Source organism: Chromobacterium sphagni (genome assembly GCF_001855555.1).
Lineage (GTDB): Bacteria > Pseudomonadota > Gammaproteobacteria > Burkholderiales > Chromobacteriaceae > Chromobacterium > Chromobacterium sphagni.
In genome coordinates this window covers 1-14,117 of record NZ_MKCT01000048.1, presented here as the reverse complement: position 1 = coordinate 14,117, position 14,117 = coordinate 1, and the positions used below count along the sequence as shown (strand labels likewise).

General features: G+C 66.5%; 15 protein-coding genes. 4 read left to right on the top strand and 11 right to left on the bottom strand.

The window, feature by feature from the left end; all coding sequences use genetic code 11:
* From motB to BI344_RS16325, 4 genes are all read left to right on the top strand, one after another.
* Positions 1-772 (top strand): flagellar motor protein MotB (gene motB / locus BI344_RS16340; RefSeq protein WP_071113934.1); only part of this gene is annotated, 772 nt, incomplete at its 5' end.
* Between the two features lie 13 nt (positions 773-785).
* On the top strand, positions 786-1,526 hold the full coding sequence (locus BI344_RS16335) for a class I SAM-dependent methyltransferase (RefSeq protein WP_071113932.1): 741 nt from the start codon (positions 786-788) through the stop codon (positions 1,524-1,526).
* Positions 1,513-2,838: an HDOD domain-containing protein gene (locus BI344_RS16330; protein WP_071113931.1), complete on the top strand. Its 1,326-nt coding sequence runs from the start codon at positions 1,513-1,515 to the stop codon at positions 2,836-2,838. The genes BI344_RS16335 and BI344_RS16330 overlap by 14 nt, the downstream gene beginning before the upstream one ends.
* 127 nt (positions 2,839-2,965) lie before the next feature.
* Positions 2,966-3,694: a TrmH family RNA methyltransferase gene (locus BI344_RS16325; protein WP_241499385.1), complete on the top strand. Its 729-nt coding sequence runs from the start codon at positions 2,966-2,968 to the stop codon at positions 3,692-3,694.
* A 9-nt stretch (positions 3,695-3,703) separates the two neighbouring features.
* Here BI344_RS16325 and BI344_RS16320 read toward each other — a convergent pair whose 3' ends face one another.
* From BI344_RS16320 to BI344_RS16265, 11 genes are all read right to left on the bottom strand, one after another.
* Complete coding sequence (locus BI344_RS16320) at positions 3,704-3,898, bottom strand: hypothetical protein (protein ID WP_071113929.1); 195 nt, start codon at positions 3,896-3,898, stop codon at positions 3,704-3,706.
* 237 nt (positions 3,899-4,135) lie between these two features.
* Positions 4,136-4,570 carry an excinuclease ATPase subunit gene (locus BI344_RS16315; protein WP_071113928.1) on the bottom strand — a complete coding sequence of 145 codons (435 nt, stop codon included), beginning with the start codon at positions 4,568-4,570 and terminating at the stop codon, positions 4,136-4,138.
* Positions 4,571-4,624: 54 nt separating this feature from the next.
* Complete coding sequence (locus BI344_RS16310) at positions 4,625-5,857, bottom strand: beta-ketoacyl-ACP synthase (protein WP_071113927.1); 1,233 nt, start codon at positions 5,855-5,857, stop codon at positions 4,625-4,627.
* Complete coding sequence (gene fabG / locus BI344_RS16305; protein ID WP_071113926.1) at positions 5,854-6,585, bottom strand: 3-oxoacyl-ACP reductase FabG; 732 nt, start codon at positions 6,583-6,585, stop codon at positions 5,854-5,856. The genes BI344_RS16310 and fabG overlap by 4 nt, the downstream gene beginning before the upstream one ends.
* Entirely contained in the window at positions 6,582-7,040 is a 459-nt protein-coding gene (locus BI344_RS16300) for a hotdog family protein (RefSeq protein ID WP_071113925.1), read from the bottom strand. Before BI344_RS16300 ends, fabG begins: the two co-directional genes overlap by 4 nt.
* Positions 7,037-8,224: a beta-ketoacyl-ACP synthase gene (locus tag BI344_RS16295; protein WP_071113933.1), complete on the bottom strand. Its 1,188-nt coding sequence runs from the start codon at positions 8,222-8,224 to the stop codon at positions 7,037-7,039. Before BI344_RS16295 ends, BI344_RS16300 begins: the two co-directional genes overlap by 4 nt.
* Before the next feature lie 8 nt (positions 8,225-8,232).
* Positions 8,233-8,793: a DUF3261 domain-containing protein gene (locus BI344_RS16290; RefSeq protein ID WP_206600414.1), complete on the bottom strand. Its 561-nt coding sequence runs from the start codon at positions 8,791-8,793 to the stop codon at positions 8,233-8,235.
* Positions 8,790-9,887 (bottom strand): methyltransferase, encoded by a 1,098-nt coding sequence (locus tag BI344_RS16285; RefSeq protein WP_083370264.1) that lies wholly within the window; start codon positions 9,885-9,887, stop codon positions 8,790-8,792. The genes BI344_RS16290 and BI344_RS16285 overlap by 4 nt, the downstream gene beginning before the upstream one ends.
* A 16-nt stretch (positions 9,888-9,903) precedes the next feature.
* The gene (locus BI344_RS16280) at positions 9,904-12,234 is read right to left on the bottom strand and encodes an MMPL family transporter (protein ID WP_071113922.1); all 2,331 of its coding nucleotides are present in this window, start codon (positions 12,232-12,234) and stop codon (positions 9,904-9,906) included.
* On the bottom strand, positions 12,227-13,246 hold the full coding sequence (locus BI344_RS24430) for a LolA-related protein (protein ID WP_158021080.1): 1,020 nt from the start codon (positions 13,244-13,246) through the stop codon (positions 12,227-12,229). The genes BI344_RS16280 and BI344_RS24430 overlap by 8 nt, the downstream gene beginning before the upstream one ends.
* Positions 13,239-14,117, bottom strand: an 879-nt coding sequence (locus tag BI344_RS16265) for an aromatic amino acid ammonia-lyase (RefSeq protein WP_139167055.1), incomplete at its 5' end; no start/stop codon positions are given. The genes BI344_RS24430 and BI344_RS16265, both read right to left, overlap by 8 nt.

The following is a 14,117-nucleotide window of genomic DNA, read 5'->3' as shown; positions in this document are numbered from 1 at the left end:
AACCTTGAACGGCATTTCCGAGTACTTCAAGACGCCGCTGAAAGTGGCGTTGAGCGGCGGCGCCGGCGCCGGCGACGCCACCTCCGTGGTCAAGGGTGGCGGCAACGACCTGACCAAGCAGGCCGGCCAGGTCAACAAGGCCGGGGCGCGCAAGGAGGACATCATGAAAAAGCAGCAGGAGCAGGCCAAGCTTGACCAGCTGCAGCAGAAAATCCAGCAGAACATCGAGCACAGCGAGCTGCTGAACCAGTACAAGAACCAGCTCAAGCTGGAAATGACGCCGGAAGGCTTGAAGATCCAGATCGTGGACGAGCAGAACCGTCCGATGTTCGATTCCGGCAGCTCGCGCATGCTGCCGCATACCCGGGTGCTGCTGCAGCAGCTGGCGCCCGATCTCAACCAGCTGCCCAACCGCATCAGCATTTCCGGCCACACCGACGCCAAGCCCTTCGCCGGCGGCCAGGGCGGCTACAGCAACTGGGAGCTGTCGGCCGACCGCGCCAACACCGCCCGTCGCGAGTTGATCGCCGGCGGCTTGAGCGAGAGCAAGATTCTGCGGGTGGTGGGGCTGTCGTCGGCCAATCCACTGATCAAGAGCGATGTATTCAGCCCGGAAAATCGCCGCATCACCATCCTGGTGCTGAACAAGGACGCCGAGCTGTCCATCCTCAACGATGGTTTCAAGCCGCAGATGAATCAGGACGTGATCGGCGGCCCGGGCAGCGGCGGCGGCCAGGACGCGGCCCCGCCGCAAGCGGCTGGGAATCCTTGACGGCGGCGCAGGCATGAGCCGCCTGCGGCATGTTCTGCAACAGCTGCTGGCATGCCTCGGAGCCTGGGTGTTCATCGCCCCGGCGCAGCATTTGCCGGCATGGTCCATGCTGCAGGGCCTGCTGGCGGCCTTGCTGGCCATCGCTTTGCGCCAGCCGGGCTGGCAGAGGCTCGCCCACGGCCTGTTCGTCCCCGCGGTGGTCGTGATGCAGCAGGCCGGGATTCCCGCCACTTGGTATCTGCTGGCCCTGCTGCTGACGGTGGCGCTGGGGCGCAACGCGCTGGTCGAGCGGGTTCCGCTTTACCGCTCCGCACGACGGGTCGCCGATCTGCTCGCCGGGAGACTGGCGGCCGATGCTACTCTGCTTGAGGCCGGTTGCGGCGATGGCCGGCTGGCTTTACAGTTGGCGGCGCAGCGTCCGGATATCCAGTTGAGCGCGCTGGAAAACGCGGTAGGCAGCTGGCTGCTGGCCTGGCTGCGCTGGTGGCGGGCAGGCCGCCCGGAACGCCTGGCCGTCGCCTGCCGCAGCTTCTGGAAGGAGGACTGGGGAAACTATGACGCAATCTATGTGTTTTTGTCGCCCGAGCCGATGCCGCGCGTGTGGCGGAAATTCCTGGCCGAGGGACAGCCTGACAGCCTGCTCATCAGCAATACCTTCGAAGTGCCGGACATACAGCCCGACGAGCGCATCCCGCTCGGCGGCCCCTTGCAAAAAGAACTCTTGATCTGGCGCCATCCAAATGGATCTCAATAACTGGGCCAAGTCCATCGGTGAAAAACGCTGGCCGATATTGCCCGATACCCTGAATCAGCTGACCGACGCCTGCGCGCGCCACAGCGACCTGATTAATTTCACCGACCTGGCCAATCTGTGCCTGTCCGACCCATTCCTGCTGCTGGATCTGTTCCGGGTGATAGGCAACTCGCGCGCGCTGCAGCGCAATGAAAGCATCCCGTCGGTGGAGCAGACCTTGATGCTGATGGGACTGGAGGCGGTGACCAACCGGTTCAGCAAAATCGGCGCGCTGGAAGCGGTGCCGGGCCAACTGGACCCAGAAGTCTACGAGGCCGTGGGGGACTGGCTGGGACGTAGCCGGGTGGCGGCGCTGCTGGTCAAGGAGTGGCTGTCCATCATGGGCGAATTGAAAGTCGAAGACTGCTTCGTCGCCGCGTTGCTGTACAACCTGCCGGCCTGCATCTACATGATCCAGCGCAATCAGCTGCCGGACAAACCGTTGTTGCAGGAGGTCTCCGAGGCGTTCAACGCCGATTATGGCCAGGTGCTGGAAGCCTTTGTCAAGAACATGCCGCTGCCTTCCGGCTTCAATGCGCTGATCGGGCAGGGCGTGCCGACCAAGCGCCGCCAGTTGCTGAAGCTGGCCATCGCCACCGCCAATTCGCTGGAACACGGCGTGGTGCGCAGCACTTGGCTGGTGGGGGTGGACACCGCGGCCAAGATGATCAACGTGATGCCGGAGCTGGCCTATATGGCGGTGGTGCATGCGGTGTTGAACGTGGCGCGCCATCCGCACGTGATCGGTTACACCTTCCCGGCCCGGTCGCTGCTGCGGCTGCCTTCGAATGCGGGAAAAATGGAGATGAAGAAGGCGGCGGCCTTGCCGGGCGAGGATCAGCTGGAACACGCGATCCGCGAGTCCATCCGTTTTCTGGCCAACGACCTCAAGTTCGAACGGGTGCTGTACTACCACTACGAAGATGAGGGCCACAATCTCAAGCTGCGCTACCAGGTGGGGGTGGCGGGCGAAAGCCCCTTGCGCAAGCTGCTGCTTGATCTGGAGATCGGCAGCTTTTTCGGCGTGTTCACCAGCAAGCCGCAGAGCTTCCACGCGACGCCAGACGTGCGGGGCCAGTTGACGCGCCGCTACCGGGACGAGTTTTTCCAGCATGTGGGCGACCACGAGTTCGCGCTGATGACGCTGTTCGGCGGCCGCAAGCTCAGCGGCGTGTTCTATGTGGACAATGCCCGCAGCGGGCGGGCGATAGACGAGGCCACCTATCACCGCTTCAAGGACTTGGTCACCCGGCTGACGCAGATGCCGCACTGATGCAAGAAGGCGGCGGGACGGGTACACTCTGTCCCTTCGTCTCCGCTCCGCGACCAGAATCGACCATGCATTACATTTCCAAGACCATTACCTCCCCCATAACGACGAAGTCAAGGCGCTGGCCAGGTTGGCGCAGCACAGCCGCGACCGCCGCAAGGAGGGCGTGATGGTGCTGGAAGGCATACACTTGGCCGATTCCTGCCTGCAGGCGGGCGGCGTCCTGTCGCGGCTGTATGTCAACGAGGGCGCGCTGGGCAAGGCCGAGCTGCAGGCCTTGCTGTCCCGATTGCCGGCCGCCTGCGTGGTGGCGACGCTGCCCGAGGCGGTGATGGCAAAGGTGACCGCGCTGACCAGCGCCTGCGAACTGCTGGCGCTGTGCGAGCGGCCCAGGCCGCCGGCGCCGCAGGCCGCGGCGTCGCGGCTGCTGCTGGAGGATATTCAGGACCCGGGCAATCTGGGCACCATTCTGCGCACCGCCGCCGCTGCCGGCGTGTTCGAAGTGTTTTTGTCCAAGGGCTGCGTGGACGTGTTCTCGCCCAAGGTGTTGCGCGCCGGCATGGGCGCGCATTTCGCGCTGAACATCCATGAACACGCCGATCTGGCTGCCGAGTTGGCTGGTTTTGCCGGGCGCAAGCTGGTGACCTATCTGGAAGGCTCCAGCTCGCTATACAGCCATGACCTGACCGGGCCGGTGGCTTTCGTGTTCGGCAACGAGGGCGCCGGCGTCAACGAGACGCTGCTGGCGCTGGCCGACGCGCGCATCCGCATCCCGATGCCGGGCCATGCGGAATCGCTGAACGTGGCGATGGCCGCCACGGTGTGTCTGTTCGAGCGGGTCAGGCAACTGGAAAAGTAGGGTTTGTCTTTAGCCGAGGCGGGCGGCAGGCAGGCTCCGCCAGTAGCCGATGCCGGAAACGGCTTCCTGCGGCAGCGCCGCGCGGGCCAATTGTCCCGCCGCGCCGGATAGCGCCAGCAGGCAACCATCGCTCAGCTTGCATGTCAGGGCGTCGGCCGGACTGGCGGCAATCCCAATGGCATTTCGGCCCAGCGCGCAGGCCATGTTCTCTCCGCTGTGGCTCAGCGACGCATGCAGTTCTTCGCTGCCAATCAGGAGCGGGGACGATCCGGCGCCGGAGCGGCTCCCCAGCCTGCCAGCCGAATGTCGAGATACCTGCCCGCCAGGCGGCGCAGCAGCCAGCGCGCGGCCTGGAACTATTGCTGCCTTTCGAGCTCGGCGGCGTCCAGCCAGGCAAGCGCCGCGAGCGCATCCCGCAGGCAGGTATCGGCGAGCATGGACTCAGCGGCCGACCTTGGCGTAGCTGCCCTTGATTGCTGCGCCGGCTATCATCGTTCCGGCATGGCACTCGATGGTTTGGCTGTCGCGGCGCTCTTCCTTCTTGTAGTAGCTGACGATATCCACCACGGCATTGGCGTGGCGCTTCTTGGCGGACTCCTGGAACGAGATCAGCGTCGACAGGATGGCCCAGCGGCAGGCCTGCTCGTCGGATTTGTTGACGGCATTGGTCTTCTGGTTGGAGACGTCCGATCCCATCTTCTTGCGGATGGCCGGGGTATGCTGGCCGGCCAGGTAGAACTTGACCGAGCCATCCAGCTTTTGCTGGGCTTCCGGCATGGACAGCACGTCGGACAGCGGGATCTGCACGACGGTGTCGCGGGCCATGGCGGGACCGGCAATCAGGATCAGCGTCAGCAGCGGGGCGGCGAATTTCATGTTCTAAAGCTCCTTGTCTCGATGGGTGAGCCGGCCGGAGGCCGGCGGGAAGGTTCAGTCGCGCCAGCGGCGGAAGATCAACGAGGTGTTGATGCCGCCGAAAGCGAAGTTGTTGCTCATCACCAGCTCGGTTTCCAGTTGGCGTCCGGCGCCGGTCAGATAATCCAGTTGGGCGCAGCGCGGGTCCAACTGGTCCAGGTTGAGGGTGGGGGCGAACCAGCCCTCGCGCATCATTTCTATCGACATCCAGGCTTCCAACGCGCCGCAGGCGCCCAGCGTGTGGCCCATATAGCTCTTCAGCGAGGAAATGGCGATTTTTTCGCCGAACACGTCGCAGGTGGCATGGGACTCGGCCACGTCGCCCTGCTCGGTGGCGGTGCCGTGCGCGTTGACATAGGGAATGTCCGACGGCGCGAGCCCTGCGCCGTCAAGCGCCATGCGGATGGCGCCGGCCATGGTGGCGGACTGCGGGTGGGTGACGTGCTTGCCGTCGCTGTTGGTGCCGAAAGACAGTATTTCCGCAAGAATGTTGGCGCCGCGGGCGCGGGCATGCTCCAGTTCCTCCAGCACTAGCGTGCAGGCGCCTTCGCCCAGCACCAGGCCGTCGCGCGCGGCGTCGAAAGGACGCGGTGTCAGCGAGGGCTGGCCGTTGTACTCCACACTGGTGGCGAACAAGGTGTCGAACACCGCCGCCTGGGTCGGGTCCAGCTCCTCCGCGCCACCGGCTATCATCGCCAGCTGGCGGCCGCTCTGGATGGCCTCGAACGCGTAGCCTATGCCCTGGCTGCCGGACGTGCAGGCGCTGGAGGTGGTGATCACCCGGCCGGTGATGCCGAAGAACACGCCGATATTCACCGGCGCGGTGTGCGCCATCATGCGGATATAGGTGTTGGCGTTGATGCCTTCTATGTTTTTGCACATCAGCATGCGGCCGAAGTCGCCCATATTGGCCGGACAGCCGGAGGACGAGCCGTAGGAGATGCCCATCCGGCCGCTGCCGAGCAAGGGGTCGTTCAGCAGGCCGGCCTGTTCCAGCGCCAGTTCGGTGGCGCGGGTGGCCATCAGAGCCACCCGGCCCATGCTGCGGGTGGTCTTGCGATTGTAATGAGCCGGCAGCTCGAACGGCGCGGCCGGCGCGCCGACCTGGGTGCCCAGGCCTTCGTATTCGCCCCAGGGCTCCATCACCTGCACCGCGTTGCGGCCAGCCTTCAAGCGCGCGTGCACGGTTTGCCAGTCATGGCCCAGGGGGCTGAGCGCGCCTACGCCGGTAATGACGACTCGCTTCATCCCATCATCCCCCCGTTGACCGAAATCACCTGACGCGTGATGTAGGCGGCGTCCTCTCCCATCAGAAAACTGACCACGGCGGCCACTTCCTCCGGCTTGCCCATGCGGCGCGCCGGAATGATCTTCATCGCCTCCTCCAGCACATGTTCTTCCACCATTTCGGTGTCGATCAGGCCGGGGGCGACACAGTTGACGGTGATGGCGCGGCTGGCCAATTCCACGGCCAGCGCCTTGGTGGCGCCGATCACGCCGGCCTTGGCGGCGCTGTAGTTGACCTGGCCGCGGTTGCCCATCAGGGCGGAAACCGAGGCCAGTGTGACGATGCGGCCAGGCTTGCGGCGCCGCACCAGCGGCATGGTCAACGGTTGCAGCACGTTGTAGAAGCTGCCCAGGTCGGTGTTGACCACCAGGTCCCAGTCTTCCGGCGGCATGGCGGCGAAGGTGTTGTCGCGCGCCAGGCCGGCGTTGCACACCACGCCGTAGTAGCAGCCATGGGCTTCGATGTCGGCCAGCAGCACGGCGGCCGCGGTCTCGCGGTCGGTGACGTCGAATTGCAGCACGCGGGCCTGGCGGCCCAGCGCGATGATTTCCGCGGCGACGGCGTCCGCCTCGTCGCGGCGGCTGCGGCAATGGACCGCCACGTCGTAGCCGTCCCGAGCCAGGCGCAGGGCTATCGCGCGGCCTATGCCCCGGCTGGAGCCGGTGACCAGAATGGTGTGGTCTGTCATTGCGAGGATTCCTTGATGAAGTGATCGATATCGGCCGGCTCGAAAACCTTGAGTTGCGCCGAGGCCAGACGCTGGCCCTGGCTGTCGATATGGCAATCGAACTGACACAGGCCATTGTCGGAGACGAGCTGCTGGGTCACGCTCACCTGCAGCGGCACATCGGGCGCAAAGGCCGCTACCGCGGCGGTATAGCGGCGGGTGCCCAGCAGGAAGCCCACCTTGGGCTCCTGGCCGAGGGATTTGGCGCGCAGGCCGGCCCAGATGCCTATGGTCTGCGCCATGTATTCGATTCCCACCCAACTGCCGATTTCGCCATCGCGGCAGAACAGCTGGTCCAGGCGCGGCGTGACTTCGGCCACCACGCTGTCCGCGCTGGAGGACAGCACGCGGTCCAGCAGCGACATGTCGCCGGCGTGCGGCACCAGGGAATCGATTTCGTAAAGGTCGGCGCTCATGGCGTGGCCTCCAGGATCAGGCAGGCATTGCTGCCGCCAAAAGCGAAAGAATTGCTCAGGACGCGGCGCGGCGGCTGCGGCAGCCGTTGGCCGGCCTGAACCAGGTTGAGGGACGGCAGGGCCGGGTCGGGCATGCCATCCCAGATATGGACCGGCAGCAAACCGGCCGGATTGCCATGCAGCGTCAGCCAGGCGAAGGCGGCTTCCAGCGCGCCGGCCGCGCCCAGCGTGTGGCCGGTCAAGCCCTTGGTTGAGCTGGCCGGCACCAAGCCGCCGAACAGCTGGCTGACCGCCAGGCTTTCCATCGCGTCGTTCTGCTGGGTGGCGGTGCCATGCAGATTGACGTAGTCGATGTCCGCCGGCGCGCAGCCGGCCCGCGCCAGCGCCTGGCGCATCGCGGCGATAGCGCCGCGGCCGCTGGGGTCGGGCGCCGAGATATGGTGGGCGTCTGCGCTTTCGCCCCAGCCGGCCAGCCGCACCGGGCCGCTTTCGCGGCTCATCAGGAACAGCGCGGCGGCTTCGCCGATGTGGATGCCGTCGCGGTTGCGGCTGAACGGATTGCAGCCGCCGGCGCTGACCGAATCCAGCGCGGCGAAGCCCGCCACGGTGAACTGGCACAGCGAATCGGCGCCGCCGGCTATCACCGCGTCGCACTGGCCGGAGCGCAGCAGCCGTGCCGCGCTGGCCAGCGCCTTGGCGCTGGACGAGCAGGCGGTGGAAATCACCAGCGCGGGGCCGCTGGTGCCCAGCACATGGCGCAGCAGCGCGGCGGGCGAGCCCAGCTCCTGCTGCAAGGGATGGAAGCTGTCCGGAAAGCGGCCATTCCGCCGCGCGGCGGCGAAAGCCGCTTCGCTCTCGCCTATGCCCGAGGTGCTGGTGCCCAGCACCACGCCTACCCGGTCGGCGCCGAAACGGGAGATGGCGTCGTCCACTGCCGGGCGGATGTCTTCCAGCGCAGCCAGCAGCAAGGCGTTGTTGCGGCTGCGCAGCGGCAGCGGCAACCGGCTTGTGTCCGGCAGCCGGCCGAGGTGGGGCGCCGTCGGCCAGTCGTGGCCGTCGGGCAGTGTCAGCCTGGGCCGTTGCAGCTGCGCCGGCGGCTGGAACAGCGCCGCGCGCAAGGCGGCGTGGCCGCGGCCGGCGGCGCATAGCGCCCCCAGATGGTTGAGGTAGACGGCGTTCGTCATGAAAGTCTTCACTGCAGGGGCGCGGAGTCTATGCTCAGGCGATAGCCTTCGCGCCGATTGATCAATTCGCTGTGGCCCATCCAGGCCGGGCTGGCCTGGTTGGCTATCCGCACCACTTCCTCGCCTTGCCGGCTGAGAATGCGCGTGCCGCCTTGCTCGTCCAGGCTCCAGTCCGCCGGCAGGGCCGCGCGCAACGCCGGCAGCGGCCAGTAGGCCAGCTGGATGTCGCGCACGATGCGGGCCTCGTCCACGCTGGCGGGCAGCAGCGGGCTGCGTTGGCTCTGCAGCGTCTTGCCATCCCAACTCAGGCGCAGGATGCGCTGGCCCAGCGCCAGACCGGCCAACTGGAGCTTGTCGCCGTCCACCTCCAACTGGATGTCCAGCGCGGGCGACGGCTTGCCGTCGCGCGGGTCCAGCGGACCGGCGCTCAGCCGCTGCGCCAGGCTCAGGCTGGCGCCCAGGCTGGCCGGCGACAGCGCGATGGGCGGCAGGCGCGGCTGCGGAGCGTAAATGCTCTGGCAGCCGGCCAGCAAGGCCAGGCAGAGCAGCAGGGTGCGGCGCATCGTCATTGGGTGCGGGCGAATTGCAGCAGCGAGTGGCAATAGCCGATGCCGTCGCGCTGCTGCACCAGTGTCAGGCCGGCTTCGGCGCACAGGCGGATGTAGTCGTCGGCGCGGTAGACCTTGCTGTTGCCGCTGGCCATCGCGGTGAAATAGGGCGAGGTGTTGATCAGGCAATAGGCAGCGATGTCGTGTTTCTGGCGATCCCACAGCGTATCCAGGATCATCACCCGGCCGCCGTCGGCCAGCGCGGCGGCGGCGCGGCGCAGAATGCTGGTGATCGCGCCCTCGCTGAAGCAGGACAGGAACTGGCTCATCCAGATCACGTCCATGCCGGCGGGAAAATCCAGCGCCGGATTCAGCATGTCGATGGGGTGCAGGCTGGCGCGCTGGCTCAGGCCTTTTTCCTCCAGGGTCTTTTCTATTACCGTCAACTGGCCAGGCAGGTCCACCAGATGCATGTGCACATCGGCGTCGTGGCCCAGCGCGGCCAGGGTGAATTTTCCGGTGTTGGCGCCGATGTCCATCAGCTTGCGCGGACGGTTGGCGAACACATCGGGCAGGATTTCCGGGAAGGAGGTGTCGGAATAGAAATGGTCGAAGCGCAGCCAGCTCTCCCGCGCCGGCTCAGGCAGCGCGGCCAGGCCCTGGTAGATGGTATCCCACTGGCCCAGCGCGGACAGGCCATGCGGTTTTTCCTCGTCCAGCGAGCGTTCCAGTTCGAACAGGCCCTGATAGCACACGTCGTTGATGAAGTCGAGGTTGATCTGGGTGATGGGATCGGACAGCAGGCAGAAGCCGGTCTTGTCCAGCGCGTAGCGACCCTGGCGCAGCTCCACCACGCCGGCGGATAGACAGGTTTCCAGCACCAGCTTCAGCGCGTAGACGGTGAACTTGCCGTCTGCGGCCAGCTCCTCGATTGACAGGCCTTGTTCGCCGGCCTCGGCCAGGGTTTGCAAGAGGCCGCGCTTCCAGGCGAAGCGCACGCACTGGAATACAACGGGGCCGAACGCGATCTTTTGCGCGTCAAAGCGCGCGTCCATCACGCTCTGGCGAGCGGGAGAGAAGCTTTTGTCTTGCAGGATTTGAGAGCCAGTTTCCATGTCTTCGCTTTATTTCTTATGTTTTTTGGGTGAATAGGGGGTTGAGCAGCCAGCACAGGCCGATGCCCAGCAGCATGGTCAGGCCGAAGGCGGTGAGCGCCGGGGTGGACGACAGCGCCAGCAGGCCGAAGGCGAGCAGGGTGCCGGCCGCGGCCAGCGTCACCGACAGGAAGGCGCGAGGGTCGCTGTCCGCCAGCAGGAACACACCATAATCCACGCCCATGCCCAGGATCAGCAGCAGGGCCAGGATGGTGAACAGCTGCAGCGCTTGTCCCAGCAGCGCCAGCAGCGCCACGGTCAGCAGGCTGGCCAGCAGAGTCGGCAGCAGCGCGCGCCAGGCCCGGCGGCCGAAGCGGCGCCACAGCATGGCCAGCACCAGCAGGTAGCTGGCGGCTATCACCCAGCTCATCAGTTGGCGGTAGTGCCGCATCAGGCCGGAAATCTCCCCTGCCTTGTCGATGAAGCGCACGCCGGCCGCCGGAGAGGCCTGCCGCTCCAGCGAAGGCAGCATGGCCGGGCCGGCCAGGCCGCGCAGCATCACCACGCTGGCGTAGCCCTGGCCGAAGCGGCCCAGCCATTGGGCGCGCAGCGGCTCCGACACCGGCGCGGCCAGCCAGGCCTCCAGCGTTAGCGGTTTAAAATCGGACAGCGGCGCGGCGGCGGCATGCTGGCCCAACCGGGCGGATGCCTGCTCCAGCACGCCGCCTGGCTGGAGCACCACCCGCTGCAGCAATCGCCGGTCTGCCAACTGGCGGGCCTGGGAGGGTGCCCAGTCGGATACCGCCTGCACGCCCTTGAGCTTGCCGGCGGCGATCAGCGGCGCAAGCCGGGCTTTCAGCGCTTCCTCGCGCTGCAGCACCTGTTCGGCGCTGTCGCCGCTCACCAGGTAGAACTGCGCGGGGCCGGCCATTTCCATCAATTCGCCGATGCGGCGCTGATCCTGCAGCAGGCTCTGCGGCGCATTTTGCAGTGCGCGGATATCGTCGTTGGTTTGCAATGCGGCGAAGCCGGCCAGCAGCACGGCGGCCATGGTCAGGCCCAGCAGCAGGCTGAAGCGGTTGCGGCCCCAGCGCGGCCAGCGCAGCCGCCAGCCGCCCAGCGCGCGAGAAAAACGGTTGAACGGCATGTCGCCGCGGTCGGCAAAGGGCAGGCAGCACAATACGCTGACAAAGGCGCCGAACAGCCCGGTCACGGAAAACACAGCCATCTGCCTAAGCCCCGGGAAGGGCGCCAGCGCCAGCAGCGCGTAGCCGATGGCGGTGGTGGCGAAGGCCAGCCACATGGTGGATTGCTGGCCGCGCAGCATCGCCCAGCGCTCGCCCGCCGGTTTGCCCAGCCGGTAGGCATAGTAGTTGTTGCCGTAGTTCTCCGCCACGCCTATCAGGCTGGCGCCGAACACCAGAGTGATCAGGTGCAGTTTGCCGAACAGCAGCGAGGTGAGCGAGATGGCGCAACCCAGGCCGGCGACGATGGACAGCGTCACCAGGATGCGCGGGCGGATGCCGCTGAAGGCCAGCACGGTAAGCAGCAGGATGCCCAGCAGCGAGCCTATGCCTATGGTGTGCACTTCGCGCTCGGCTTCGCCGGCGGCGAAGGCGGCGAACAGCGGCACGCCGCCTTGGATGACTTGGGCGCGCGGCGCTGCGCTGCGGGCGGCCGCTTCGGCGTTTTGCAGGATGGGCAGCATGGCCTGCTGGGCGGACACTGAAAACGCCGGCCCCTGCTGCTCCAGCATGATCAGCGCGTATTGCATATTGCCGTCTGACAGCGACAGGCGGTCGTCGCGCACCCGCACCCGGCTTTGCGCGGCGCGCTCGCCCAGCCACTGGCCGTACAGGTTCAAGGGGTCGTCCTGCCAGCGGCCCAAGCGCGGCATCCCCACCGGCTGGAACAGCGCGGCCACCGCCTGTTCCGCCAGCGCGGCCGGTGCGGCTTGCTGCAATTGCCGGCGCGCGTCGTCGCCCAGCAACTGGCTGCGGTAGGCGGCATAAAAGTCCAGCCAGCGGTTGCTTTGCCGTTCGTCCACCTGATAGCGCAGCGCCAGCGGTTTGCCGGAGGCGCGGATGCTGGCGGCGTAGGCGTCGCCGGCGCGGCGGGCGTCGGCCCAGTCGGGCGCGCCGACCAGCGCCACGATGCGGCGCGCGGCGGAATCCGCCAGCTGGCGGGTGGCGTCCTGCGCCGCCTGGTCCTGGCGGTTTTGCGGCAGCATCGCCAGGATGTCGGTTTCCAGCCGTACGTGGCCGCCCAGCCATAGCCAGCCGTTGTGGCCGGCCACGGCCAGCAGCACGGCCAGCCAGGCGGCGGCCAGCCAGCGCCGCAGGCGGCGTGGGCCTTGCTTGTCAGTCAAAGCGCGCCTCTTCCTCGCGGCTCAACTGGGCCGGGCTGGCGCTCTGGCCATTGAAGGTGATCCGGGTGACGTCGCCGTTGGCCTCGTCCAGACGGATGGCGCGCACGTATTGGTTGCCGGACAGCTCAACCTTCTGCATTACGCGGGCCAGCGCGCTCTGGCGGGGGGTCAGCGTCAGTTGCCAGTTGCTGCCGGCCTGCTTGCCGTCAATGCGGAAATAGCCGTCCAGCGCCTTCAGATTGCCTCCCAGCAAGGCGAACATCAGTTCGTTGATGGTGCGTACGGTCGGCTCCCTGGCGGCGCTCAGCTGGAAAGACACCGCGCCGTTCTGGGTGGCGACGATCTCGCCGCGGGTCAGCCTGAGCTTGCTGGCGAACGGTTGGCGGGTGTCCCACAGCACGCCTTTGTCGCGCGACACCAGGAAGCTGCCGCGTGAGCGCAGCGGCTTGGAGAAGCCGGCCATTTCCTTGCTCTGCTCGAATTCGCCGCGCAGCACCGCCGGCTGCGCCAGCTTCCGGGTGATGTCGGCGATCAGTTCGCCGGCGCCGGCGGCCTGCGGCAGCAGCAACAGGCTGGCGAGAAAAACGAATTTTTTCATGGCGCGGGCACTCCCAGTTTTTTCCCACAGCACCGGCGGGCACAGGTAGAGCATCTCTGAGCTTGCGATGTCCACCGCCACCTGCACGGTGTAGGCCTTGTTGATCTTATGCCCGCTGGCGGCGTCGCGAATCAGGTACTCGATCTTCAGCCGGCACTCCCATTCGACGATGCGGGTTTCTATCCGCACCTTTTGGCCGAAGCGAATGGGCTGAACGTACTTGAGCCGCATGTCGACGATTGGCCAGATGTAACCGGAGTCGCGCATCTGCGGGTAGTTGTAGCCGAACTTCTCCAGCAGCGCGCAACGGGCGATTTCCAGGTATTTGACGTAATTGCCGTGCCAGACCACGTCCATCGGGTCGAGGTCGTGGAAGGCCGGGTTCAGCTCGATGGCATGCGACAGATCAGGCATACAGGCTCCAGGCTTGCTGGCGGATGGCGGAGATCAGCTGTTGCAGTTCCTTGTCCAGCGCGCGGTCTTCGGCGATGCGCGGAACGCGTGCGGCCAGATCCCGCTGCATGCGCTCCAGCGCCGGGCTCAGCGACAGCTCGCCGGCCGCTTCGCGGCGCAGCTCCACGCCCTGGCGCGCGGTGATCAGCAATGCCGCCAGCACCTGCTCGGTCAGCTCCAGCACGCGCAGCGCGTCGCGAGCGGCGATGGTGCCCATGCTGACCTTGTCCTGGTTGTGGCACTCGGTGGAGCGCGAGAACACCGAGGCCGGCATGGTCTGCTTCAGCGCCTCGGCTGTCCAGGCCGACACGCTGATCTGCAGCGCCTTCAGGCCGTGGTTGATTGGCGCGCGTTCTGGGCTGGCGCCGCTGAGGTTGCGCGGCAGGCCATTGTTGTAGCGGGTATCCACCAGCAGCGCCATCTGTCGGTCCATCAGGTCGGCCAGATTGGCCACCGCGTTCTTCAGACTGTCCATCGCGAAGGCGATGTGGCCGCCGTAGAAGTGGCCGCCGTGCAGCACGCGTTCTTCGTCGGCGTCGATGATGGGGTTGTCGTTGGCGCTGTTGAGCTCGTTTTCTATCAGGCTGCGCATGAAGGGCAGCGCGTCTTCCAGCACGCCTATCACATGCGGCGCGCAGCGCAGCGAGTAGCGGTCCTGCAGCCGGCTGTCGTTGCGGCTGGGGCGCGGGGCCTCCAGGTCGGCGCGGATGCGGGCGGCGATGCGCTGCTGGCCGGGATGGGGCTTGACCGCGAACAGCGCTTCGTCGAAGTGGTGGGCGTTGCCGGCGGCTGCGGCAACATTCATCGCGGTCAGGCGTGAACACAGGCGGGA